Origin of the sequence: Leptolyngbya sp. DQ-M1 (assembly GCF_039962505.1) — a bacterium.
Lineage (GTDB): Bacteria > Cyanobacteriota > Cyanobacteriia > Leptolyngbyales > Leptolyngbyaceae > Leptolyngbya.
Map to the genome: position 1 here is coordinate 140,372 of NZ_JAMPLJ010000002.1, position 26,312 is coordinate 166,683.

Sequence of the window (26,312 nt, forward strand, 5' to 3'; positions counted from 1 at the left end):
ACATTGAAAGCATCTAGAGTTAGGTGCTAACTCTACACTGAGAATGCCACATTCAAGAGATCAGATATGAAGCTTTCCAGAAAGACGCTCGAACAAAAGCTCGATCACGTTTACGATGTCATCATTGTCGGTGGAGGTGCAGGTGGACTCTCCGCAGCCATCTATCTCCAACGCTATCGACTCTCTTGCCTCGTCATCGAAAAAGGTCGCGGTCGATCGTTCTGGATGCAAGAGCTGCAAAACTATCTTGGTCTTCCTGCGGGAACTCCCGGACGAACGCTGCTGCAACAGGGTCAAAATCACTTTCTCTCGCTCGGTGGCGACTACCTCATGGGCTATGTCGAAGCAGTTCAAGACGAGGGAGACACCTTCGCGGTTAAAGCCAAAGTCGGCAAACAAGATAGTAGCTATCCCGTGTTCCGATCGAAATACGTCATCGCTGCCAGCGGCATCATTGATCATCTGCCCAAACTCGAAGATATGCAGAACGTTTTTGACTATGCAGGGCATAATCTGCACGTTTGCATGATCTGCGACGGTTGGGAAATGGCAGATACGAAATGCGGCTTATTTGCAGGGACAGAAGGCGCAATCAATACCGCTTTCGTGCTCAACTGGTTCACGCCCTACATTACTGTATTCACTCAGGGCTTATTTGAGGTCAGCGATGAGATGCGCGAGAAGCTCAGATCGCACGGTTATCCATTAATCGAAACACCCCTGAAGCGATTTATCGGACATGACCACGAGATGACCGGAGTTGAACTGGTGGATGGCAGCACGATCGAGCTTCAGACCGGACTCGTGGCAATGGGTTCGCATTATTACAATGCCTACTTACAGGGCTTGGATCTTAAGTGGAAAGGCGGCAATTTGGTCACAGACGAGATGTGCCGTACCTCACATCCCAGAATTTTTGCGATCGGAGACTTAAAAGAGGGGTTAAATCAAGTATCAATTGCGGTTGCAGATGGTACATTGGCGGCAACTGCAATCTGGCGAGACATTCGCCGCTCGTCTCCTCCGCGATTATGGGAGGAAAACCTCAACTTGATTACCCCAAAGGGAGTACCTGTCTCGTGATTCAAATCGATGCTTCTCATGCCCAACAGATCCACGCAGAAAATCTTCGCCTCCAAGAAGAGCTGCAAATGCGCGATCAACTTGTGCAGCAGTTGTCTCAAGAACTGTTTCGCTTAGTCAAAGGCAACGCGACCGCACCTGCTCCGGAAGATGACGACAAGAGCGATCGCCATCTTGCAGAAGTCCAATCGCTGCGGGATGAGCTTCAAACCGTAGAACAGCAAGTAACGTTTTACCAAGAGCAGATTACAGAGCGCGATCGCGAGATTTACGAACTGCGGCAGACTACCCAGGAATTAACGGAGCGCTCTAAAATGCTGGAGCAAGTCGTACAAGAGCTACCCAAAGTTTACCGCCAGAAGTTTGCCGAGCGAATGCAGCCTGTGCGGGAAAAAGTGGCAATGATTCAGCGCGAAAATCGCCAACTTCACGCCGAATTGCAGAGCGTCAACTACCGTCTTGCCGTGAAAAATCGCCGCAACGGACACCTAGATTTGCCTTCTTTTCCCCGGGAAGAGGGTGAGATTTCGCTGCCCAGTTTTGGGAATGCTTAGAGTAGATTTCTAACGCAATTCATTCATAAAGCCCCCACAGATTCAAGGCTGTGAGGGCTTTTTGCTTTTTTAGCAATCGCGGCTCAAGCAGCTTGCAGCACTGCTTGAGGTTGAACGATCGATCTCAAAATTGCCTCATCATTCTCGTAGATCGCAAACACGCGATCGAGCTGCGTGATCTCAAAAATCAATCGAGTTGCGGGACGTAATCCACAAAACACCAATGTTGCGTCCGATTGTGCGGCTGTTTTCCACCCGGCTACTAAGGTCACTAATCCCGCACTGTCGATAAATTCAATACTCGATAGATCAACGACCCATAGTTTGTAGCGGCGACACACTAGCGTTGTCCATTGTTGCTGCAACGCTTCACCGCCTGCCGTATCTAGCTGACCTTGAGGTCGTAGCACAATCACTTCATGCTGCTCAATTAACGTCATCCCACTCTCCTCACACACTTCGTCCGATCGCATCTCAAATCACCTATCTCAGACTTTGACACTTAAAGCTCAGATAAAGTACCGTTGATTCGACGATGATCGCAATCAGGGTTCCTCATTGGCTCAGTAGTTGTACTTACTCTAAGCAATTCAACTATAGAAATTTTATTTCCGGATACCATCAGCGATTGCGCGACTTTCACTGAAACTTTATGTTGGCAGACACTGACCCTTCAGTTTGGTAAAGATTATCTGATCCGTATGGGAAATTACGGATGCTCCTTCGGTTCAGTCCAAGCATTCTAGTAATTTCATGCGGTTTCTCGTTGACACTTGGAGCGAAACCACGTCAAGATCAAGGCAGGGATTAAGCTTTGTAAAGGTTATGAAAATGTCACTAGAGCTGATTTCGCCGGAAGCGATCGAGCAACTTGCTCAACAGTATGGATATTGGGCGATTTTTCTTGGAATTTTGCTAGAGAATTTGGGGCTGCCCATTCCCGGTGAAACGGTGACGCTTGCAGGCGGTTTTCTGGCAGGTAGCGACCAGTTGAATTACTGGTGGGTGGTTGGCGATGCGGCGCTAGGGGCGACGATCGGTGGCAATCTCGGTTACTGGATTGGTCGGTATGGCGGCTGGGCACTGCTGCTGAATCTTGGCAAGCTGTTTCGGATTAAAGAAGCGCAAATCGAAGAACTGCGGCGGCAGTTTGGCGAGAATGCGGGTAAGGCAGTGTTTTTCGGTCGGTTTATTGCACTATTGCGAATCTTTGCCAGTCCGTTGGCAGGAATCGCCGGAATGCCGTATTGGAGGTTTACGCTGTATAACACTGTGGGCGCGTTAACTTGGGCAACGGTGATGGTATCGTTGGCATACTTTGCGGGTCAGATTGTGCCATTGGAGAAGTTGTTTACGCTGGCTTCTCAGTTTGGTGCCGTTGCGTTTCTACTGGTGGCAGCTTGGATTGTAGTGCCGTTCTGGTTGGAGTCGCGTAAGTCGAAGCAGTTAGTTGCAGAGAGTGCGAAGGGAAATGCGATCGTGATTGACGAGGCAATGGATCAACAGAACCAGGAAGCAAACTTGAGCAAAGATTAATCAAAAGCGGCTTAGGTTCCACTGTATTTTCAGCTATGAGATTAAGCCGCCGATCGGAGCGCACGCAGCCACGATGATTCCAAGCTACGAGATTAAGCTGTCGATCGGCGGATAACAACGGCAATCAACGAGTCGATCGTTTCCATCGAACTCACCGGAGCATTGGTTCTCTGTGTAGAAATGGATCGAACCCGTCGCGTCAGTTTTTAAGTAGAGCAAATTCACGAGTCATTACAGAATTCAGCGATGAGAAGTTGAGGATTCCTACGGAGGGAGCAGGCGAATTCGTCGCTTTAATGGCTGTAGCGCCAATGCGGATTGGCGATGTGTTTGACTTGGTACAATGATGACTCTCAATTCTCTAACTCAGAAGCGATCGACCCCGGTGCGATCGACCTTACTCACTGTAGGACTGGGTGCGGTTGCAGGTGCGATCGCGCATTAACATATCCAGAGATACTGCATTCCCGGTTTTATATTGCGCGACTTCATTCAGCAATCGTTTAACACACAAATCTCACCAAATGATTTGCACAGAATATCGAGCAATGAGCGGATCAGCGCTGAGAATCGCCATCTTCTCAACCTGCGACTGAGCAAGGAGAATGCGATCGAACGGATCTTTGTGGTAGTCCGGCAGCGTATCGAGTTGCAAGACATGAGTGAGATCGATCGCTAAACTCTCGAAGCGATTCACGTTTAAGCAAGATTGGATAAATTGCGCTGAAGGCTCTGGTAAAGGAAGCTTTCCGGTGTTTGACTTAATGATGATCTCCCAACTGCTGGCAACACTGAGATAAATCGTGTTGTCGGGATTGGAGATGATTTCTCTAACGGGTTGGGATAATTGGGGATTGTTTGCGACCCACCACAGCAAAGTGTGCGTGTCTAGTAGAGCTTTCATCAACGATTAAGGCTCAGTGGGATTGAGAAAGCTTTCTAAAATATCGTCGGGTAGTGGATCGTTGAAGTTATCTGGAACAATGAGCCTACCCGCGTATTGCCCAGGAAGGCGAGGAACCCGTTGCTGATTCGTCTCAGAAGTGGAGTTTGCAGGGGAGATGTGAGCAATTGCCTTTCCGTCTTGAGAAATGATAATTTCTTCACCCTGTATCACGCGATCAAGTAATTGAGCGATGTTGGCAGTCGCTTCGGGTAAAGTCACATGAGTAATCATGGCAACGCAGAATTAATATGTTCGCATTATAGTCGAGTCAAAAATCAATCAGAAAAATCCCATCAGTTCATTCATCGGTTAAATTTACATGAGGTGAAACACCAACTATCACGGTTCGGAAATTCCCATCAAATTTTTCTGAGTGGGAGAAGCAAGTTTGTTAGCCTAGAGATACATGAAATCGGGCATTCTGCATTGAGTAGGATGTCCATAAACCTAGACGCTATTTTTTACGAGGGGATGAGCGAGTGGCTGCAACCAACTTCAAAGATTACTACCAAATTTTAGGGGTGAGCAAAACCGCAAGCGCTGATGACATTAAGAAAGCGTTTCGCAAACTCGCACGCCAATATCACCCCGACGTGAATCCGGGCGACAAGGCCGCAGAAGCCAAATTCAAAGAAGTCAACGAGGCAAACGAGGTTCTGTCTGATCCCGACAAGCGTAAGAAATATGACCAGTTCGGACAATACTGGCGACAAGCGGATCAAGCGGGTGCGCCTCGATCGTCCTCTAGTTCTCGATCGCCCTTTAATAATACGGCTGGATTTGATGATGTCGAGTTTGGGCGCTACGACAACTTTGAGGAATTTATCAACGATTTATTGGGTCGATCGCCTTACGGTGGACGCGATCCCTTTCGCAATGCCACTTACCGCGCTCCGGGTGGATTCACGACCGACGATCGTGCCACCGCTGGGGAAAATCTCGACATTGAAGCCGCAATCAAGCTTACTTTTTCAGAGGCGTTCAACGGCACAGAGAAGCGACTGAGCGTGAACAATGAGGAGATCAATGTCCGCATTCCCGCAGGCGCAAAGGCTGGGAGTCGCGTGAGAGTGCGCGGTAAAGGGCGCCATAGTCGGTTCTACACGAGCCAGCGCGGGGATCTGTATTTGACGGTTGAGTTGTTACCGCATTCGTTCTTCCAGTTTGATGGAGATGGCAACTTAGTTTGTGAAGTGCCGATTGCCCCCGATGAAGCGGTTTTAGGAGCGCAAATTGACGTACCCACGCCAGACGGAATGGTGAAAGTGAATGTGCCAGCAGGGGTGCGATCGGGGCAGTCGCTGCGTTTACGCGGCAAAGGTTGGAAGAATCAGAGGGGCGAACGTAGCGATCAAATGGTGAAGATCACGATCGCACCGCCGAAGGAACTGAGCGCGATCGAGCGGGAGGCATACGAGAAGATCCGCGACAATCGCAGCTATGATCCGCGCAGTGCGATCAAGTCTGTGGCGCTTTAGAGCGAATCGATCGCGTTTAACAGCGTTGTAATGCTGGCGTTGTGATCGAGGAACGAAAAGAGATGCTTGTATCTCAGGATGCCTTGGCGATCGAGCAAAAATTGGGCGGGTAGGGGTGCGCCGAGGGCTTGACCTGTGCGATAGTTGCGAAAGGTTTTACAGCTTGAATCACTCAGTAACGGGAATTTTAGTCCCAAATCTTCAACGACTTTTTTGCTTTGCTGTTCGTCGGTGCTGGTAATCATTAAGAGTTCAACTTGTCGATCGACAAATTCCTGATACTGCTCGTTCAAAGCCTTAATATGCGGATAGCAAAACGGGCAATACTGCTTTTCGGTAAAAATTCGCGTGAACGCTAAAATCACAGGACGATCGTTGCGGTAATCGGAGAGTTTAACGCGGCGATCGTTTTTGACATCTCGCAAATTAAACTCTGGTGTGGCTTGTCCCAGCGTTAAAAAATTCGTAGCTGGAATTGGCATGAAATTCTGAAAAAATCGCTGATTAATTAAGCCGCTAAAGTCGGTAGAGGTCAACATAAAGTGAATTTCAGCAAAACGCACTTCTTATTATGAAGCGATCTCGCCTAGAGTTTCAGCCCAAAGCTGTCTCGAATATGAAAATCGGCTTCGGTACCGCAGTGCTCGATCGCCCAATACGTAACCTTGTGATTCAGTTGCTCCATCACAGCCGTTACGCTGATTTCAAGGGGCTGGGTCAGTTTGATGACCTCTAGATCAAGCTCGATCGTGAGTGTTGTATGGTGCGATCGGGTTTCGACTTCAAAGGGCAGCGATGAGAATGCAGTGTCTTCCTGCATCCCGGAACGATAATCATCAAAGCGGTACACATTCCAATCACCGCTGGGAGAAAGATTGAATTCCCAATAGGTGCGATCGTTTTGCGCTCCGATAAAGAACTCAAAACAAGTCGCTTCCCATAGATTATGTTTGCGATTAGGAAGCGTTTTAGCAGGAATGAGAACCTGAGATTGATAATCGATTAGATCATATTGGAGAATCAAGCGGTTATCACTTCGATCAACGCTACCTGAAAGACTCAGAATCGCTGGATCAAATGCTGCATTAAATGGATAGAGGGTGAAGTTTTGAACGCTCATCGGAAGTCTGAGATAATACTGCGGATCAAGGATTCTTGAGATTCAATACTGTGAGTAAGCTGGAATTGCACCAATGCTCGGATCAGATTGTGTTCTGGATAAGTTGTTTTGAAGTAAACATCTCCAGCCAAGTAATCGGTAAAAAATCTCAAACCTAACTCGAACGCAATGAGACGAATTGCATCAAACAAGTAGGAGTAATCGGCATCTGTTAGAAATGCCTTTGCTACCGTGAGATAGCCGCGTAAAATTCCTTGGCATAACTCTAGCTCAAATCGAACTGATTCCCACTGCCGGGTTTCTTCTCCGATCGCGTTACATCCTGATCTCAAACAGTCCCCAATATCGTAATGAATTAATCCGGGTTTCACCGTATCTAGATCGATCACACTCACTGCTTTTCCGGTTGTAGTATCCATCAAAATATTATTGATTTTCGGATCACCATGCATTAACCGGAGTGCTAACTTTCCTGAGTGTTTTGCATTCTCCAAAATGTGCGCCCAATTCTGCCGATTGCGAATAAATTCTAAGCAGTAATTCACTTCTGACGATCGCTGTATTGTTGTTTCCGCAAGAATTCGATCAAACTGCTGCAAATAAAGTGGTGTGATGTGAAAGCCCTCAAGCGTATCGGTTAGATCTGTGGCGGATAAATCACTAATTAAGCTGTGAAACATTCCCAAAGCGTAGCCGACTTCTTCAGCGTGAGCGAGATTTTGAATCGTGTCGTACGATCGAGAGTTTTCAATAAAGCTGATCGCTCTCCAAAATGCTCCACTTTCATCAACATAGTGATCTCGACGATCGCAAGTAAAAATTACCTGTGGCGTTTCCCATCTACGATCGAGTTCTAGTTCTGATAGACGTTTCTGAATATGTTGTGTGCAAAGACACATATTTCGCATTACAGATTCAGGTTGATGAAAAACCTGAGTATTAATTCGCTGTAATACAAACTTTGATTTATCTAGTGTTACTAAAAATGTGTCATTGATATTGCCACTACCGAATGACTGAATATTTTTAATCGTATCTTTTGTAAACTGAACTGCAATTTTGCCTAAGTTATTTTTTGATTCCGCTTGCTGCTGATTCATGGTGCGATCGAATCTGGTGCAAGTTATTATGCAATATTTTGTCGACTCAGCGTGAATATGACGATTTAGTGAGTTCCTTGCTAATGAGAAATCCGCGATATCACTGATTTGTACTCCCTGATGCGTGTTCTATCAGCCTGCTTGGGAAACCTACGCATTGAGCAAACTAGAACCCCTGTCCTCCTGGAGAACTTTATGGAATTCGCGGGATTACCCAACTGGAATCGCCCACTCTCACTCGAAAACGGTACACCTTCCTCGATCGCGGTTCCGCAGAATTACTTAAATCAATTCTCACAGCTTCACAATCGAGCTTCATCGTTGGTTGTGATTGATCCAACCGTGCCGAATTATCAGCAGTTAGCCGCTGGAATTCAGCCGGATACCCATGTGCTAATTCTCGATCCCGCACAAGACGCGATCGCACAAATTACACAGGCACTTCTGGGACAGACCGGAATTTCTAGTTTGCATCTCGTCTCACACGGAAGATCAGGCGCGATTCAGCTCGGTGAAACCTGGCTTGATCGTACCGCCCTCGATCGCTACCAGTCCGACTTTCAACAATGGGCGAAGTCCCTCACCGAAGACGCAGATATTCTGATTTACGGCTGTGATGTCGCTCAAGGAGACGCAGGACGCGCTTTGATCACACAATTTAGCCGTCTTACGGGTGCAGACATCTCTGCTTCGGACGATCTCACTGGAAACGCAGCCCTCAACGGCGATTGGACGCTCGAAGTGAATACGGGCGACATCGGAGCGCAGCTTGCCTTCACCGCCGAAACACGCTCCAACTATGCAGCAATTCTGCCTGTAGATTTGATTTCTGTTGGCAACCCAACTCTCGCAAAAGGCAGCGTCGGACTCGAAAGCATCGGGCGGAACTCGGTCAGCGGAGACGGGCGATATATCGTCTTCACCAGTCGCGCCACGCTCTCAGCCAATGACGCAAACGGGGTCACAGATGTCTTTTTATACGATCGTCAAGCTGATACCGTTACGCTCGTCAGCCGCAACGCAACGAATACTGGTAGTGCCACCGGAGCCTCGTTGAATCCGGCGATTAGCTACGACGGTAACTATGTAGCGTTTGTCAGTAATGCCAATGATCTGGTTAGCTCGATGACGAGCAACACAACTCAGGCAAGCAACATCTTTGTCTGGGAGCGATCGACGGGCAATATTACCCTCGTGAGTCGTGGTGCCGACGGAAAAAGCGGATTGTTCGACTCCTCCGCCCCCAGCATCAGCGACGATGGCAGCCGAATTGCCTTTCAAACCCAAGCCCAACTGCTCGGCTCAGATCCAAGCTCCGTTCCAGATGTGTATGTCTGGGATCGATCGACCAGCGCTCTGACGCACATCAGCAACAATCGCACGGATTTATTCAGCCCCACTGAGGGTGCTGAATCTCCAGTGATCAGCGGCGATGGAAATTATGTCGCATTTACCAGCCTTTATTCAAACCTGAGCTTTGGGGATTCAAACACCTCTCAAGATGTCTTCTTGTGGCAGCAGTCCGATAACACCCTTTACAACTTGACGATGAATCCCCAGATTGCGGGCAATGCTGACTCCCGTAATCCGGTGATTAGCCGAGATGGCAGGCGCGTTGCGTTTACCAGTGATGCCAACAATTTCGCACCCGACACTAACAACGTTTCAGATGTCTTTGTGTGGACGCGCTCTGGATTTAATGAATTCGGTGCGCCACAAGGCAGCCTCCAATTGGTGAGCATTAACAGTGCAGGGAATAATTCGGGCAACGGCGCTGAGGGCTTTGGTAACAATCCGGGTTCGCAAAATCCCGTTATCAGTCGCAATGGAGACGCGATCGCCTTTACCAGTTCTTCTACCAATCTGGTCGCGGGAGATACCAATGACAAGATTGATGTGTTTGTGCGAAATCTAGTCAGCAATCAAACGGTCTTGGTCAGTCGCGGCGCAAACGGCATTGGAAATGGGGATTCAGGGAATCAGAGTTTGAGCGAAGATGGAACTCGGATTGCATTTACCAGTGATGCCACAAACTTAGTTGCTGGCGATACCAATGCCCAGCAGGATGTGTTTGTGCGCGATATCTCAACCGGAAAACCGGATTCTGAGAAAACCTTTTTGATTAGCCGCACTCCCGCAGGTGCGGGCGGCAATAATGCGTCAGGTACGACTTCGAGTGAGGCTTTCTCGTCGATTTCGGTTCCGGTGATTAGTGGGGATGGCAATATTGTTGCTTTTGTCAGTCTTGCCAACAATCTCAATACGGAAGATAACAACGCTTTGTCCGATGGCTTTGTGATTCCGGTGACGAGTGGCAATGCAACCTTGATCAGTCGGCGCGATGATAATCCTGATCTCGCCTCTCGCACCGGCAGCGGCAGTTCGACGATCGCGCCCCATTCCCTCAGTGCAGATGGGCGCTACATTGTCTTCACCAGCGCGGCTCCAGAGATTGTCGATGGAGATACGAATGGAGTTTCAGACGTGTTCCTGCGCGATCGACAAACGGGAACAACGACCTTGATTAGCAAAGCGGCAACGATCGCCAACGGAGCTTCTGGCAATGCCATGATCAGTTCTGATGGGCGATATGTGGTGTTCACCAGTGCAGCCAGTAACTTGGTGGGTAGCGATAATAATAATGCGGTTGATATTTTCTGGGTCGATCGGCAAACGTCGCAGCTCCGTCTGGTCAGCCGTGCAGCCGGTGGAGCAAACAGCGCCAATGCAGAGTCAGTGAATCCGGTCTTGAGTGCCAATGGCTTGTTTGTCGCCTTTACCAGCACCGCATCCAACTTGGTGAGCAGCGATACGAACAATCAGCAGGATGTGTTCTTGTGGAATAGCCAGGATGATTCGATCGCGATCGTCAGCCGCGGTAGCGCTCAAAGCGATGGTGCTTCCGAACAGCCTGTAATTAGCGCGGATGGTCGATATGTGGCGTTTGTCAGTGCAGCAACGAATCTAGTAAGCGGTGACACAAATGCTCAGCGCGATGTATTCATGTGGGATCGGCAAACAAACGCGGTGACGTTAGTGAGTCGAGCGAGCGGTGTAAACGGTGCGGTTTCGGATGGAGATTCGTACCAAGTCAGCATCAGTCAGGATGGACGCACGATCGCGTTTACCAGTACCGCGAGAAATCTTACAGGGACACCCGATGCTGATGGGGACGAAGATGTATTTGTTCGCAATCTAGACACCAATGCAACGGTTCATGCTAGCGCGAATCGATCGGGAGGATATAGCGTCAGTCTTGAGTTCTCGCTGCTCAAAGCCTCAAACCCGATGATTAGCGGCGATGGTCAGTTTGTGGTGTTTGCCAGTGACTTTGAGGATCTCGTGGCCAACGATGCGAATGGTGTTAGCGATATTTTCCGCCGCAATCTGGCAACAGGCGTAACAGAACTGGTTAGCGTCAACAAGGAGGGAACGAGCAGCGGCAATAATGCTTCAGGTGCAGATGGGGGAACGGGCAGCGGTTCTGGTCGAGGTTCGCTTGATCCGATGATCAGCACCGATGGTCGGCTTGTGATTTTCAATAGTTTCTCTAGTGACCTTGCAGACGGAGATACGAACAATGCGTTAGATGCGTTTGTGCGAGATATGAATGCTGGGTTTACAACGTTGGTGAGCCAGATTCCATCTGAAACCAATAGCGGACGCGGTGCTTCATTTAATCCTGTTCTCAGCGGCAACGGGAATTACATCGCGTTTAACAGCCTTGCAACCGATTTAACGCCCCGTGATCTCAATAGCAGCGTTGATGTTTTTGGATTGAATCTAGAAACGACGGTTAGTTTAACGCTAGACAAACCGACGATCGCAGAAAACACTCCCGCAAACACCGTGCAGTACAAGATTCGTCGGAACCGCACCAATGGCGATTTGACCGTGAAGCTGGCGATCGATCCCTCTAGCACGGCGGCGGGCGGAGATTATACACTCACGGCTGATCCAAGTCTGAACCTAACGCGTAATGAATCAGGGATCACGATCAAACTTGCGAACGGAGTTGCTGAGGGAGTCATTACCTTAAGCGCGATCGATGACATTGAGATTGAGCCTGAAGAAACATTAAATCTCAGTCTGATTGCCGCACCGGAGTATGCGATCGCAGATAGCTTCGGAACCACTTCGCTGAAAATTACGGATAACGATATCCCAATCCTGGTTTCGGTTTCAAATGTCACAACCGATAGTACCGAAGGAAATACAGGCGAGAAAGAATTTACCTTCCAAGTGAAACTCTCGGCTCCGGCAACCACTGCTCCGGTAACAGTACGGTATGCGACTCAAACAGGCACTGCGGATGCAACCGACTTTACCACCGTATCCGACACCCTTACGTTTAATGTCGGCGATCCAGATACAAAGACGATAACGGTGCGGGTCAAAGGCGATACGCAGTTTGAACCGGATGAAACATTTAGCCTCGTGTTAAGCGATCCGAGTGCGAATGCAAGACTGGCGACGAATTCTTCAGCAACCGCCACGATCGCAAACGACGATACAGTCCCGACGATCACGATCGCAGGTGCAGATTCAATTACAGAAGGGGATACCGGAACGCAGGCTTACACCTTTACCATATCGCTGAGTGAGGCAAGCAGTACCGAAGTCAAAGTAGATTATGCGCTTCGCGATCTAACGACAGTGAGCGGGACTGATTATGTGGCTGTTCCGGCTGGCACATTGGCTTTTGCGCCGGGTGTGAGAACTCAAACCATTACGGTTTTGATCAATGGCGATCGCCTGTACGAAGACAATGAGCAGTTCCAAATCGAGCTTTCTAATCCCGTTGGGGCAAGTCTTCCAGACGAGCAGAAGCTAAAAACTGGAGCAATTACCGATAACGATACTGCGCCTAGCATCACGATCGAAACCGCTTCACAACAGTCAGAAGCGACAAGTCCCTACAATTTCGTGGTCAAGCTCTCAGAGGCATCAGGTCGCCCTGTCACCGTGAAATATGACACGATCGATGGCACTGCAACCGCAGGAGAAGACTTTACTGCTGCGTCTAACACGCTGACCTTTGCCGCAGGTGAAACGGAAAAAACAATTGAAATCCCCGTCACCAACGATACCAAGCGTGAACAAAATGAGACCTTCTCAGTTAAATTAACCGATGCAGCTAACGCAACAATTACGACCGATACTGCAACGGCAACGATCGCAGATGATGATCCAGTTCCCACCGTTGCGATTACTAATGGGTCGCAAGTAGAAGGCAACAGCGGTGATACTCCGCTGCAATTTACGGTCACGCTCTCGAATGCAAGTGATCAAGAAATTGTATTGAATTATGAAACGAAAGATGGCACGGCGATCGCTTCAGACAGCGATTATCAATCCAGTTCTGGAACAATTAAGTTTGCACCTGGAACAACAAGTCAAACGATTACGGTGAATGCAAAAGGAGATACAAAACGCGAAAGAGATGAGACTTTTGCGCTAGAGCTAACCACCGCAACACCGAATTTAGTCACGATTCCCGCAACAGCGATCGGGGTCGGTACGATTCAGAACGATGACACCACGCTCCCGACGATCAGCGTTTCACCTGCCACCGTTTCAGAAGGAGGTGTCCTAACGTTCACCGTCTCGCTTTCGGATACCAGCAGCGATGAAATTCGCGTCAACGTTGCAACCAGTGATGGAACCGCAACTCTAAGCGATTCGGATTACACAGAACGAACAAGCGAAACGCTGGTTTTTGTACCGAACGAACAAACAAAAACCATCACTGTACAAACAACTAGCGACAATAAACTGGAGGAAGATGAAACGATCGCGCTGACATTAACGAATCCGGTGAATGCAACACTTGCAGGATCAGGAAGCGCGATCGGAACGATCAGAAACGACGACCAGCGCCCGACGATTGGCATTGCCAGCACTCCCTTGAGCGAAGATGATCCGCAAGCTGCCGCTTATCCGTTCACCATTCGGTTGTCCAATCCCACTACTCAAACCGTAACGGTAAAATATCGCACGATCGACGATACCGCAACCGTTGCCGATAGCGATTACGTCACAGTTCAAGGAACTGTAACCTTTAACCCTGGCGAAGTCGAAAAAACGATCACCGTCAAAGCGAATTCCGATCGCAAGTTTGAACCCACAGAACGCTTTATCGTGCGGCTCGAAGATCCCGTCAACGCCGATCTTGCAACTTCTGCAACCGATGGATTCGGCGTTCTAAACAACGACGATGCGGCACCTCAATTGTCGATCGTGTCGCGCACTGGAACGCAAGCCGAAGGCAACAGCGGCAGGACTTCATTTGAATTCGTCGTGTCGCTCAACAATCCCAGCAGCGAAGAGATTCGCGTCAACTATGCGACGATCGATGGCACGGCTTCAGGATCAGACTACGAAGCAGCAAATGGGACGCTGATTTTCGCACCTGGAGAAGAACAAGAAACGATCACGGTGAATGTGTTGGGAGACACAGTGCTGGAGCCAGAAGAAAGCTTCCTCCTGCGCTTAAGCAATCCAACCAATGCCACCATTTCCGGCAGTAACGAAGCGCGAGGCACAATTCTCAACGACGATCAAGCGATTCGTCCAACCATTCAGATTGAGGATGTAATTGCCAGCGAAGGCAGCGTAGATACGACCTACACCTTCAAAGTCAAGCTCTCACAGGCAACCACCAATCCAGTCAGCGTTCAATACCGCACCCTCGATGACACAGCCGCGATCGCGGATAACGATTACATTGGCATAGCCACACCGGAAACTCTCACTTTTGCGCCCGGTGAAGTTGAGAAACAATTCTCAGTTGTCGTTCGCGGCGACACGAAATTCGAGCCGAATGAAACCTTCTTTGCCGAGTTAATCAACCCTACAAATGCAGACTTGTCCTCAGTCAATCGAGCGCGAGGCGTGATTAACAACGATGATGCTCGACCGACGATCAGTATCGGTAACGTTGTGGTTTCAGAAGGCAATGTCGAGGGTACTTTCACAAACGCAACGTTTACCGTCTCGCTATCAAACTCCAGCAGTGAAGCGATCAGCGTCAATTACACAACCGTTGACGAAACTGCACAAGCAGCAGACAACGATTATGAAACCGCAGCAGGAAGGCTGACGTTTGCACCCGGAGTCACCAGTCAGCAAATTACGGTTCGAGTTCGAGGCGATCGTAAATTTGAACCTGATGAATCCTTCTCAATCCAACTTTCATCGCCGACAAACGCTGATTTGTTCACTGCTATCAATCAAGGGATCGGAACCATTCTTGGCGATGACTTCCGACCAACCATGTCGATCGACGATGCCACCCCAGTTTTAGAAGGCAACGTGGGCGCAACTCCCGTCCGTTTCACCGTCCGCCTATCCAACGCCAGCAGCGAAGTTGTCACCACAAAATACGCCACTAAAAATGGAACTGCAAACAGTACCGATTACGCTGGCGTTACCACACCGACCACACTCACGTTTGCACCGGGACAAACAGAACAGACGATTACTGTGCAAGCGATCGGCGATGTATTTTATGAACTCGATGAAGCCTTCACCGTTGAACTCAGCGATTCATCAAACGCTCAAATCACAGACGGTAGTGCCACTGCAACCATTCAGAACGATGATCCACTGCCGAAACTGTCGATCGCGGCCGTAGCAACCAGCAACCCCGAAGGTAACAGCGGGATTACTCCGTTTACGTTTGAAGTGAGTCTGAGCGAAGCAAGCCCCACTCCGATTACCGTAAATTACACCACGGTAGACGGAAGCGCGACCCTCGCAAACAACGATTACGTAAAAGCTGCAGACACACTTACCTTTGCACCCGGCGAAACGAAAAAAACCGTTATCGTCAATATCTTAGGAGATGCACTATTTGAAGGAAATGAAACGTTCCAGGTTTCACTCAGTAATCCAACAAATGCCACACTTCAAACCAATGTCGCCACCGCCACGATCGTAGAGGACGACACACCGCCGACCATGAATAACAATAGCCCTTACGACATCTTCTGGCGGAATCAATTCACAGGGCAGAATCTGCTGTGGCAACCTGCGGGATCGCTGCTCGATCGAGAACTTTCCCTGGCAACGATTCCTGATCCCCGCTGGAAAGTGGTCGGAACAGCAGACTTTAATGGCGATGGGGCAGGTGATTTGCTCTGGCGGAACAGCACCACCGGAGATAATGCCATCTGGTGTATGAATGCCGATCTGGTCATTCAGGGTAGCTTCTTGCCAACGATCGCCGGAGCTTGGCAAATCACAGGCATCGGAGACTTTAACCGCGATCGTAAAGCCGATATCCTTTGGCGCAATCCTCAAACGGGTGAGAACGCGATCTGGTTTATGCGCGATACCGTTGTCAACACCGGAACGTTCATCTTCAAAGTCAGTGACCCAAGCTGGAAAGTTTCGCAGGTGGCTGATTTTAATAACGATGGCAGTTCCGATATTGTCTGGACAAACTCCAGCACAGGAGAAGTTGCACTCTGGCTGATGGATGGCGCGACGATTAAGGAGGATCGTTTAGAGAAGGTTAGCGACTTGGCGTGGCGGATTGTGGCAGCAGGTGATATTAACCGTGATGGTTTTGTCGATCTGCTCTGGCGCAACGATCGCACTGGTGAAAATGCAATGTGGCTCATGCGAAATGGTCAGGTTGAGCGCGGAGCATTCCTCCCATCCGTTCCTCCAACCAATTGGCAGATTGAAAGCCTGTTCGATTTCAACGGCGATCAAAGCCTCGACATTCTCTGGCGCAATGGCACGACGCAAGAAACGGTCATCTGGTTCCTGAATCAAGATCAAGTTGGCACCACCGCTTATCTACCAAACTTGCCCGATCGCAATTGGTCAATTCAAGCAGTGAGTCGATTCAGCAATCAAAGCAAGGGCGAAATCATGATGCGGAACTCTCAAACCGGAGAAAACCGCATCTGGCGCATCAGTCTCGACTGGTTCGATCGCTCCACTGTCCTCGATCCGCAGATCGATCGCGATTGGCAAGTTCAAGGAACGGCGGACTTCGATCGCAATGGGAGCGCTGATATTCTCTGGCGCAATCTCAGGACTCGCGAACTCTCAGTCTGGCTGACTCAAAACGGTCAGGTGCGCGATAAAGTCACGATTCCTGCCGGATTTGACATTCCGATCGACTGGGTGATTCAGGGCATCGGCGACTTTAGCGGCGATGGCAGTCCGGATCTGATTTGGCGCAATCGACGCACCGGGGAGACGGCAATGTGGCTACTCAACGGCACTCAGGTTACCTCTGGACTCTTCTTGCCGAAAGTAGATACCAGCTGGCAAATTCAAGATGTGGCGGATATGAATGCTGATCGCAATCTCGATTTAATCTGGCGCAATCCGGCCACTGGACAGACTGCAATCTGGCTGTTCGATCGCACTGATGTTACTCGCGGCATTTTTCTGCCTGCGATTAGTCCCAACTGGCAGATCAAAGGATTTGCAGACTTTAATCGCGACGGTCAAACCGATCTGGTCTGGCGCGATGATAGTACCGGGGAAATAGCGCTGTGGTTTATGAACGCAGGACAGGTTAGTCGTGGTGTGTTCCTGCCGTCCGCCCCAACAAACTGGGATCTGATCGGGGTGGGTGACTTTAACCGCGATAATCAGTTCGACTTACTGTGGCGCGATCGAGGATCAGGCTCGAATGCGGTGTGGTACCTGGTGAATAATTCCGTTACCTTCGCCACTTACGTTCCATCCTTGACGGATCTGGGTTGGCAACTAGAAGGCATCGACGACTTCTAGTTCACGCTTCTTATGGTAAGATTTTCGCGTCTAATTGCGAGAATCAGATCATGCGGGCAGATACGGAATTCGGTGGTACGACGGGATTAATGGATGTAGAAGCGGTACAAAAGACGCTCAATCGATCGCGAGCGTCGGTGTACCGCTATGCCAACACTGATCTAGAGTTGCTTAATCCGCCGTTTGACCCAAAGCGCCTGAATCCAGAGTTGCGCCAATCACCCAACGATCCGCTGATGTTTCACTCAAATGAAGTTGCGCGGTTTGCCAAAGAGGTGCTGAAAATTAAGCAGGTGACGATCGAAGTTCAAGAACCCCAACCGAATCGGACTCAGGAAGTGCTAGAGGCGATTTTGGTGGAACTGCAAAGTATTCATGCGTTATTAAAAACGCGATCGTAGCAGCTAGCCTTTTCTAGTTTGGTCGAGGGTTTCTTCTTTGACTAAAACGGCGTGACTCGAAGGCTCGATCGGTCTTCCCCGGTATTTGGAATAAACCTGCGTGAATTCTGCACCTAGCAGCAGAATTTGCGCGGAGTAAAATACCCAAAGCAACACAACGACCAACGATCCCGCCGCACCGTAGGTTGAACCAACGCTACTGTTACCGAGATAAAGACCGATCAAGAATTTACCAATGTTAAACAGTAAAGCGGTGACAGCAGACCCAACCCAAAGATTCTTCCACGGAACCTTTACATCTGGTAAAAACTTATAGATTGCTGCAAACAATAGAGTCGTTAACGCAAATGTGATCACAAAATTAAGCACTTGTCCAACGTGAAGCGCCTCAGGAAGAAGACCACCAAAATAAGCGCTTACGCCTGAGAATACTGCCGACAATATTAACGAAACCAGCAGTAGAAATCCAATTACTAATACCATCGCGAAAGACAGAAATCGAGCTTGAACAAAGCTCTTTACGGCTCGTCCTGGTTTCGGTTTGACTTCCCAAATGGTGTTGAGTGCCGTTTGCAACTGTCCGAATACACCTGACGCGCCGAAAATCAGAACTCCGATCCCGATCAGCGTCGCAATGCCGCCACCTGATCCGGGTCTACTCGCGTTCTGAATCATCGATTGAATGAATTCTGCACCTTGCCTACCGACCAGTCCCTGAATTTGCCGCACGATCTCCCCCTGCGCGGCTTCTTCACCATAAACTGCACCGACGATCGCGATTGCAATAATCAACAACGGTGCTAGCGAAAACATGGTGTAATAGGCCAATGCTGCTGCGAGTAATGGCACATTATCTTCGTTCCATTCGGTGATCGTATCGCGCACCAAACGCACAATCGTTTTAAATCTCATCGCCGTAGAGTATAGAGTTTTAGAATAGCCTTAACAGCAAGACCCTACTGCAAAATTTGAGCGCACGGCATCGCTCACAAGTGAGAAGAAGCTTCTGTCTTTTGAGGGAGGAGCGATCGCAAAGATTGTCTAGCTTGTGTGCACTGCGAATCTAACTTCAGAGCGGTACCCGCACGATCACTTCCCTGTTAGTTTAAGCACATGAAATATAGCTCTGAGAAATCAGATTTGAAACATCGAACTGATTGTTTCTAGAAATCTTAGGGTGAAGCTACTATTTTCAATTAACTAATCGGTAAGGAGATTACTATGAACATTCTAGCGTGGGTTGTTTTAGGATTATTGGCAGGCGCAATCGCAAAAGCAATCTATCCCGGACATCAAGGCGGCGGACTGCTCGGCACTATGATTTTGGGAATTGTCGGTGCATTCATCGGCGGAACGGTAGCGACGCTGCTTGAAACGGGAACGCTTGCAATTGGCGCAGCCTCCTTGAGCATTCCAGGCGTGTTTGTTGCCGTGTTGGGCGCAATTTTGGCAATCTTCATCTACAACAAACTGTCCCGTCGAGCTTACTAACAATTCGGGCCATTTGCGTTTTGGGTTCAGATTGTGGTTCTGTCAGTCGAGCGGTGATTTGAAGCGATTCAAGTCACCGTTTTTTTCAAGGAATTTACCAGAAGTCAAACAGAATCGGGCGATCGTAGCCCTGAGTCTACAACCGCCCGATCGCATTCTGATTAAAAGTTCTACGCTAATCGACGCTTCATCAACGGTTGAACTGCAACCAGCGCGATTGCACATAGTCCAACTAGAATCAGCAATGCTCCACCAAGGGTTACATTTCCAAAGGGTGCTTGCATGATCACACTACCAAAGCTCCAGTCCGGGTGAAGATAGAGGTAACGAATTGGCTCGATCGCATAGCTCAAGGGATTCAGCGTGGCGACGACTTGCAACCACTTCGGCATAAACGACAACGGAACGAGAGCCGTACTTGCAAACAGCAGCGGTAGATTCGTGACAAAGATCACCGCAAGCAGTTCAATATGTCCCGGTAGCGCAAACGCCAATCCTAAACTTAAGGCTGTGACCGCAACCACTAACAGCAACACGATCAGCGCAACCAACGCAAGCCCGATCGCATTCGGCAACCCTGCCCCTAAGAATGCACTCGTTGCGACGATCGCTGCCGTTTGAATCAAGCTCAGTGTTGTAATAAAGATCGCCGATGCCATGACGATCGAAAACCTCGAAACCAAGGGAGCCACAAGCAAGCGATTGAGGAATCCGAACTCTCGATCGAACATCACCGGAAGCCCAGCATTAAGCGCTCCACCAAATGCGGTAAAGACAATCACGCCAGCCCCTAAGAACTGACCATAATTCACCTGATCGCCAAACAATCCTTTGGGTGCATTTTGAAATAGCGCACCAAACAGAACCAGCCACATCAACGGTTGGATAACTCCTGCCAGCAGTGTAGAGGGGCGGCGCTGGAGTTGAATAAACAACCGTCTAGTCATTGCCGCAGTTTCTTGCACAAACTCGCCAAACGGATTCGAGGGCGCGATCGTTGGGCGAGGTTCCAGTGCAGTTTTCGGAGGGGTAATGGTCGTACTCATAGTTAAAGTGTGAATGACATTCAGAATGGGTTGGCGGCTATCTCATACTTTGCTTGCGTTCTGCTTTCGGGTCGCGACTTCCAGCGGCAGCAAGTTCGGCATCCATGAGTGTGCGTCCGGTTGCTGCAAGATACACATCGTCTAGACTTGGGCGAGATTGAGCGATGCCAAAGGTGGGAAGTCCGGCTTGAGTTAGGGCTTGCTGAACGCTGGTTAAAGCCTCGCTATTTGGCGTTACGACTAAGTTTAGCGAATTGCCCTGCGCTCCATTAATAATGACTTCTTGAACCATTGGCAGTGATTCGAGTAGCGATCGCGCTTTTTCCGCTTCGCCGATCGGCGAAAATTCTCGAATTCGTAAGGTGATCCGCTCTCCCCCAACTTGATCTTTGAGTTCAGAAGGTGTCCCTGCTGAGATCACCACGCCGCGATCGATAATGGCAACGCGATCGGCAAGGGCATCAATTTCTTCTAGATAATGGCTGGTGATTAAAACGGTTGTGCCTTGTTCGCGCAGTTGCCGCAGGAAATTCCACACTACAACTCGGCTTTCGATATCAAGTCCAACCGTCGGCTCATCGAGAACGAGAACATCAGGTTGATGCAGGAGACCTGCAGCCAGATCGAGCCGCTTTTTTAAGCCGCCGGAATATGTACCGCTCTTTTTATCCGCCCATTCATCGAGTCCCAGCACGTCCAGAACTTCAGCAATTCGAGACTTAATCGCGGCTTTGGGCAAGTGATAGAGCGCGGCTTGAAGTTCAAGCAGTTCACGACCTGTGAGAACTTTATCGATCGCGACTTCTTGCGCCACATAGCCCAATCGCTGACGGGCGGCGCGGGGATTGTCGATCGCGCTAATGCCCGAAACTTCGATTTTGCCTGCATCGGGTTCTGTCAGCGTACATAAACAGCGCAAGGTTGTGGTTTTGCCTGCCCCATTGGGTCCCAAAAGCCCGAAAATCTCGCCAGGTCGAACCTCCAGCGAAACATCTTTAACGGCTTCGAGCGATCCATAGCGCTTTTGTAACTTTTCAATTAGCACCGCAGGAGTCATCCGCTCCTCCTTTTTTGATACAAATCTTTAAGATGTCTCTTCTCTATTCTAGGAACTGTGAGGCTAGATTTCTCATGATTTGGAGATATTTAATGATTCAACTGACACGCAAACTATTTGCCAGTGTGGATGCCGCCCCTAAAACCCGATCGCCCCCCGCATTCGTCGCCGCAATCAACACGAGCAAAATACTCTCATTCGCTTGCCGCGCTAAAATCACACCGCCGACGGGTTGCGTGTTTCCGGCGATCGTTAAGTTCCCCGTCCAATCGATCTGCACTCCACCAGAAATCGATCGCACCTGTCCGGTTTGAAAATTTTCGCCTTGTCGAAACGCATTCTGAGCGGCGGTGACAAGCGCCTCATTCGGCACAACCCCGCCCACAATGCCAAGCTGTGATTGCGGTTGAGCCAGCACCGTGTAGGCTAAATGGCCGTCTGGCGCTTCAATCAGTACCGTTCCCGCTAGGGGACTCACTTTGTAATCTTTGAGAATGGCAACGACAAACCGATTGTTCGGGTCTTTGTAATCACCGCTTACCGGAAGAGTGGGAGCGCTCGGAGCCGCAGGTAAAGACGGCGGAGCAGTCGGCACGATCGGGACAACAGGTGGCGTTGCGATCGGAGAGGCGATTGGCGAGGGCGAGGGAGACGGAGAAGCGGTCGGAATCGGTGGACGATTTGCAGGCAAAGAGGGATCGACCGGAATCGGGGCAACCGGAACTCCGACCGCTCCAGTCGGACTGGGTGCGGGAGTCTGAGCCATGCTCGAAATCGCGCTAAATCCAAAAACTGCGATCGCGAAACAGCCAATTAGCCAGCGTCGTTTCATTGTTCTACCCCCTTAAAACCGACGGATTACCAAAGTAAAAGACTCCTGCCACACATCCGATCATTAAAGTGGCTAGGGTTGCCGCCCAGAGTGCCTTCCAGCCCAAACTTGCCAGATCCTTACGGCGCGATGGAATCAAGCTGGAAAAGCCACCGACAAAGATTCCGACCGAGGGCAAGTGAGCGAATCCTGCTAGACAGTAGCTAATGATCAGTAGCGCCCGATCGCTCAGCGCTCCCTGACTGGCTAATACGCCTAATTGCTGATAAGACGGGATTTCCGTTTCCAATAATCGCCGTCCAATTAAAACCGATGCCTGCCAAATCTCGTTCCAGTTTGTAGAAACGCCCGTGAGAAACGTGAGCGGTACAAACAGCGCACCGACAATATTTTGCAGCGTCACGATTTGGAAAATCAAACCAATGCGTCTGACTGCCGGATTATTACTCACTGCAAGCCCAGCCAAATTCGAGAAAAACAGATTCACGAGCGCAACCAATCCGAGAATCGCGATCAACAAAGCCGCGATCGAAATTGCCAATTTCACACCATCCATTGCGCCCACGATAATGCTTTCCATCGCCCCGGCTGGACGCTCTTGAGCGAAGCGAGCAGGCTCGCCTGTGCCAGAGGCAGCGTTCTCCGCACCTTCTTCTGGCAAAGCGCCTAAAGTCTTCGGAACTTCTGTTTCAGGAACCAGTAATTTAGAAATCACGAAACAGGCAGGAATTGCCATTAGTGATGCTGAGACTAAGTGTCCTGTGATGTTTGGGAATACTGGACGTAATAACCCTGCATATAGAGCGAGAACGGTAGAGGCAATGCTACCGTAACAGGCTGTAAGAATCGCACAAAGCTCGCTACGAGTCATGCTAGCGAGATAAGGTCGAATCACTAATGCAGATTCGATTCCCACAAAAATATTCGTCGCACCGCTTAATGCTTCTGCACCACTGAGATTCATCGATCGCCGAAAGACCTTGGCAAAGAATTTAACAATTGGTTGAATCACGCCCAAGTAATACAGCAGTGACATCAGTGCAGAAAAGAAAATTACCGAAGGCAATGCCCGAAAGGCAAACGTATAGCCTAAATTCAGGCTTTCAGGACTGAGACGATCGCCCGCAACCGGAACATAAGCCGGAGTCACTGCCCGCGCAATCCAGCGTCCCGCTAAAATTGGTCCTGGCGTTGCGTTTGGATCTGGAACCAGCAGCGATCCAAACAAAAATCTTGCGCCCGCTTCGGTGGCATCTAAAACCGCATTAATACTGTTACTAATCACGCTAATTACAAAGCGCGTTATCGGAAACGTAAATACCAGCAACCCAATTAGCAGTTGCAGCGCAATTCCCCAGAGAATCACCTTCCACTGAATCACACGACGATTTTCAGAACCGAGCCATGCAATGCCGCACAGCACAAAGATTCCAGCAAAAGATAAGAAATTTAACCAAGACATTATTGATATCGACCTAGCTGATCATTGAATCGAATTTTAAGTAAATCCAGAAGCATTTTAATCGAGTCCTGGATCAAATTAACTTTTGACAGTTTTTTCTGATGCTTGTCGGAGACTTTTGCCGGAATTTCTCCGATCGAATATCCCCAATTTTCGGCTAAATAAATTAGCTCCACATCAAACGAAAATCCGGTTAATGTTTGACAAAAAAATAGTTTCTTGGCAACCGATTTCCGAAAGCCTTTTAGTCCCGCCTGCATATCACTGTATTGCAGATCGAGAATCCTACGCGACAGGAAGTTAAAGATCTTGCCCGCAATTTTGCGGTTGAGTTTCACATCTTTCTCATTGCCCCGGGCGAGGCTGCGATTGCCGATCGCAACATCATAAGTTTGTAGTTTCTCAACTAAGCGATCTAAATGTGCTAAAGAATACGCCAGATCACTGTCTAGAAAACAAATCAAATCGCCATCGGCATACTCGACACCGCGCCGAATGGCGTAACCTTTTCCCGCATTCGGGTAGTAAGAAAGCAACTGAATCTGCCGCGTTTTTGCGAGATGAATTCCCGCCGTAATAATTTCCTTGGTGCGATCGCTTGACCCGTCATTCACGAAAATAAATGTAAAGTTCGGATGGGTTTCTAGGTAGCGCAGAATTGCTTCAAAGGTGTGACGGATACAGGCTTGCTCGTTATAAACCGGGAGAATAATCGAAACTTGCCCGATCGCATTCAAGCGGGTGGAAGTCGGTTTTTGCCAGGTTTGAGCTTGGCTGGCTGTCGCTTGGGAACGGGGCTGGCGTTGGCTCTTGAGTTGCACCCAACTCTCGATCGAGTTCCAAGGTTTCTTCATTCGATTTTCCCTAATCGTCACGCCATACACCGAGAAAGCAAACTTCAATTACCATACAGGATTCAGAGCAGGCGGACGAGTGCCAAACTCCTAAAAAAACTTAATCTTTCGAGAAGCGTAAAGACACATTCGGAATAGAATCAGCCCTTCGCGAACGTGAGCAATATTTGATTCTCCGTAGCTTCGAGGTTGATAGCGCACAGGCACATCGACAAGATGTAGCCCTAATTTTGTAGCACCAAATAAAAGATCGAAGTCACCAAACGGATCAAAATCGCCAAAATAGCTTCTGCCTGCGGCAATCTTCTCGTAATCACTGCGCCGCAATACTTTTGTTCCGCACAGCGTATCTTTGATCGATTGCCCCAACAGAAACGAAAACATCAAGCTGAAAAACTTATTTGCCCAGTTATTCAACCAGGGCATCGCTTTGCCCGATCGCGGATACACTAGGCGCGATCCATTGACAAACTCCCCGCGATCGCTAGCAATCACTTCGTAAAAATGCGGCAGATCTTCAGGTTGCACCGTCAAATCCGCATCCAGAATCATTAAAATATCGCCCGTCGCCTTGGCAAATCCCAACCGCACCGCATCCGCCTTCCCCTTCCCGGTCTGCTGAAACGCCTTGATCGTAAAGCGGGGATGCCCTTCCTGCACCACGCGCTGAATCTCATCCCAAGTGCCATCCCGCGAATGCCCCTCGACAAAAATCACCTCGGTCTGACTGCCCAACTGCGGCAACCGCTCGATCGCGCCTTGAATATTCCCCGCTTCATTGCGAGCAGGCACAATCACCGAACAAGAATACGCTTCTGAATCCGGCGCAAACTGCGGTTTTGCCACAATGTAATGGGTCAAACAAAAGTGATTCAAAATCGGCAAATGTGCCAGCACCCGATTACAAAACGGTGCGATCAGGGGAATCGGTTTCGGACACAAGAAACGACGACTCGATCGCAGCGGCAAATACCCCGTAATCTGAAGCAAATTTGATACATCGGTCATCGAGAGCCAGCTTTGTGGCGGCTGCGGGCGGCGCTGACCGATTTTTTCGGCAAAGTGCAATAGAGGCTGCCACAAAAAATTATGAAACGTCAGAATCAAGCGAGTGCGACGGTGGCAAAATGGCTGCAAATTTGCCAAGACTTGCTGCACATCACTCAAATGTCCTAATACGCCTGAAAGCACGATGAAATCAAACTGCATCTCCGGCAACTCTTCGGGCATTAGCGTCTCAGCGTCTAAACAGTAAAACTGCAACTGTGGATGCTTTTGTGAATACTTTGCCTGAGCAATTTCTACCATCGATCGAGAAAAATCAATTCCGATTCCCACGGCTGGATCGAGCGCAGCAAGCAAGCTTCCTGTTCCACAGCCAATTTCTAAAACACGGCTACCCCGTGGAATCAGAAACTGGTGTAAACGATCGAGATCTTGATAGTAATAGCGGTTGCGTTGATTCCAGGAATCGAGATCAGCAGCAATGCGATCGAAATACGATCGTACCTGCGTTTTGAACGCATTTTTCGCGCTCGATTCTGACGATTTCATAACAGAATAAGTCATCCGCATTCCTTCATTGATCACAGC

20 protein-coding genes are annotated in these 26,312 nt (G+C 49.2%); 7 read left to right on the forward strand and 13 right to left on the reverse strand.

From position 1 onward, the window contains the following. The first annotated feature begins 66 nt into the window (after positions 1 to 66). Both NC981_RS06660 and NC981_RS06665 read left to right on the forward strand, forming a co-directional pair. A complete protein-coding gene (locus tag NC981_RS06660; protein ID WP_348242154.1) occupies positions 67 to 1,083 on the forward strand; it encodes an NAD(P)/FAD-dependent oxidoreductase in 1,017 nt (338 codons plus the stop codon). Next, positions 1,083 to 1,637 carry an Npun_F5560 family protein gene (locus NC981_RS06665; RefSeq protein WP_190379953.1) on the forward strand — a complete coding sequence of 185 codons (555 nt, stop codon included), beginning with the start codon at positions 1,083 to 1,085 and terminating at the stop codon, positions 1,635 to 1,637. Before NC981_RS06660 ends, NC981_RS06665 begins: the two co-directional genes overlap by 1 nt. A gap of 83 nt (positions 1,638 to 1,720) precedes the next feature. Here NC981_RS06665 and NC981_RS06670 read toward each other — a convergent pair whose 3' ends face one another. After that, on the reverse strand, positions 1,721 to 2,077 hold the full coding sequence (locus NC981_RS06670) for an STAS domain-containing protein (protein ID WP_348242155.1): 357 nt from the start codon (positions 2,075 to 2,077) through the stop codon (positions 1,721 to 1,723). A 391-nt stretch (positions 2,078 to 2,468) separates the two neighbouring features. Here NC981_RS06670 and NC981_RS06675 point away from each other — a divergent pair, with 391 nt between their 5' ends. Beyond that, positions 2,469 to 3,173, forward strand: coding sequence for a DedA family protein (locus tag NC981_RS06675; RefSeq protein ID WP_348242156.1), 705 nt, complete (start codon positions 2,469 to 2,471; stop codon positions 3,171 to 3,173). A 517-nt stretch (positions 3,174 to 3,690) separates the two neighbouring features. Here NC981_RS06675 and NC981_RS06680 read toward each other — a convergent pair. After that, positions 3,691 to 4,077 carry a type II toxin-antitoxin system VapC family toxin gene (locus tag NC981_RS06680; protein ID WP_348242157.1) on the reverse strand — a complete coding sequence of 129 codons (387 nt, stop codon included), beginning with the start codon at positions 4,075 to 4,077 and terminating at the stop codon, positions 3,691 to 3,693. Between the two features lie 6 nt (positions 4,078 to 4,083). Continuing rightward, entirely contained in the window at positions 4,084 to 4,350 is a 267-nt protein-coding gene (locus NC981_RS06685; protein WP_348242158.1) for a type II toxin-antitoxin system prevent-host-death family antitoxin, read from the reverse strand. Positions 4,351 to 4,598: 248 nt separating this feature from the next. Here NC981_RS06685 and NC981_RS06690 point away from each other — a divergent pair, with 248 nt between their 5' ends. Further along, a complete protein-coding gene (locus tag NC981_RS06690; RefSeq protein ID WP_348242159.1) occupies positions 4,599 to 5,597 on the forward strand; it encodes a DnaJ C-terminal domain-containing protein in 999 nt (332 codons plus the stop codon). Here NC981_RS06690 and NC981_RS06695 read toward each other — a convergent pair. Genes NC981_RS06695 through NC981_RS06705 form a run of 3 tightly spaced genes read right to left on the reverse strand, consistent with a single transcriptional unit; the run spans position 5,594 to position 7,817 of the window. Continuing rightward, positions 5,594 to 6,136 (reverse strand): peroxiredoxin family protein, encoded by a 543-nt coding sequence (locus NC981_RS06695; protein WP_348242160.1) that lies wholly within the window; start codon positions 6,134 to 6,136, stop codon positions 5,594 to 5,596. The genes NC981_RS06690 and NC981_RS06695 overlap by 4 nt on opposite strands. A gap of 47 nt (positions 6,137 to 6,183) precedes the next feature. Continuing rightward, positions 6,184 to 6,717: a DOMON-like domain-containing protein gene (locus tag NC981_RS06700; protein WP_348242161.1), complete on the reverse strand. Its 534-nt coding sequence runs from the start codon at positions 6,715 to 6,717 to the stop codon at positions 6,184 to 6,186. Continuing rightward, positions 6,714 to 7,817, reverse strand: a complete 1,104-nt coding sequence (locus NC981_RS06705) for an aminoglycoside phosphotransferase family protein (protein WP_348242162.1) — start codon at positions 7,815 to 7,817, stop codon at positions 6,714 to 6,716. The genes NC981_RS06700 and NC981_RS06705 overlap by 4 nt, the downstream gene beginning before the upstream one ends. A gap of 195 nt (positions 7,818 to 8,012) precedes the next feature. Between NC981_RS06705 and NC981_RS06710 the strand changes: the two genes are divergently transcribed. After that, entirely contained in the window at positions 8,013 to 17,576 is a 9,564-nt protein-coding gene (locus NC981_RS06710) for a Calx-beta domain-containing protein (RefSeq protein WP_348242163.1), read from the forward strand. A gap of 50 nt (positions 17,577 to 17,626) precedes the next feature. Then, positions 17,627 to 17,977, forward strand: a complete 351-nt coding sequence (locus NC981_RS06715) for a resolvase (protein ID WP_348242164.1) — start codon at positions 17,627 to 17,629, stop codon at positions 17,975 to 17,977. A 3-nt stretch (positions 17,978 to 17,980) separates the two neighbouring features. On the opposite strand, the gene NC981_RS06720 is transcribed toward NC981_RS06715, so the two are convergent. Then, positions 17,981 to 18,889, reverse strand: coding sequence for a YihY/virulence factor BrkB family protein (locus tag NC981_RS06720; RefSeq protein ID WP_348242165.1), 909 nt, complete (start codon positions 18,887 to 18,889; stop codon positions 17,981 to 17,983). Positions 18,890 to 19,198: 309 nt separating this feature from the next. Here NC981_RS06720 and NC981_RS06725 point away from each other — a divergent pair, with 309 nt between their 5' ends. After that, complete coding sequence (locus NC981_RS06725) at positions 19,199 to 19,468, forward strand: GlsB/YeaQ/YmgE family stress response membrane protein (RefSeq protein ID WP_348242166.1); 270 nt, start codon at positions 19,199 to 19,201, stop codon at positions 19,466 to 19,468. A 170-nt stretch (positions 19,469 to 19,638) separates the two neighbouring features. Here NC981_RS06725 and NC981_RS06730 read toward each other — a convergent pair whose 3' ends face one another. The 6 genes from NC981_RS06730 to NC981_RS06755 form a co-directional block, all read right to left on the reverse strand. After that, entirely contained in the window at positions 19,639 to 20,514 is an 876-nt protein-coding gene (locus NC981_RS06730; RefSeq protein ID WP_348242167.1) for an ABC transporter permease, read from the reverse strand. Between the two features lie 37 nt (positions 20,515 to 20,551). Next, positions 20,552 to 21,571, reverse strand: a complete 1,020-nt coding sequence (locus NC981_RS06735) for an ABC transporter ATP-binding protein (protein WP_348242168.1) — start codon at positions 21,569 to 21,571, stop codon at positions 20,552 to 20,554. Positions 21,572 to 21,668: 97 nt separating this feature from the next. After that, positions 21,669 to 22,403: a hypothetical protein gene (locus tag NC981_RS06740; protein WP_348242169.1), complete on the reverse strand. Its 735-nt coding sequence runs from the start codon at positions 22,401 to 22,403 to the stop codon at positions 21,669 to 21,671. Positions 22,404 to 22,407: 4 nt separating this feature from the next. After that, on the reverse strand, positions 22,408 to 23,865 hold the full coding sequence (locus NC981_RS06745; protein WP_348242170.1) for a nucleoside transporter C-terminal domain-containing protein: 1,458 nt from the start codon (positions 23,863 to 23,865) through the stop codon (positions 22,408 to 22,410). After that, a complete protein-coding gene (locus NC981_RS06750; RefSeq protein WP_190379692.1) occupies positions 23,865 to 24,719 on the reverse strand; it encodes a glycosyltransferase in 855 nt (284 codons plus the stop codon). The genes NC981_RS06745 and NC981_RS06750 overlap by 1 nt, the downstream gene beginning before the upstream one ends. A gap of 90 nt (positions 24,720 to 24,809) precedes the next feature. Continuing rightward, complete coding sequence (locus NC981_RS06755) at positions 24,810 to 26,288, reverse strand: bifunctional class I SAM-dependent methyltransferase/glycosyltransferase family 2 protein (protein ID WP_348242171.1); 1,479 nt, start codon at positions 26,286 to 26,288, stop codon at positions 24,810 to 24,812. Between the last annotated feature and the right edge of the window lie 24 nt (positions 26,289 to 26,312).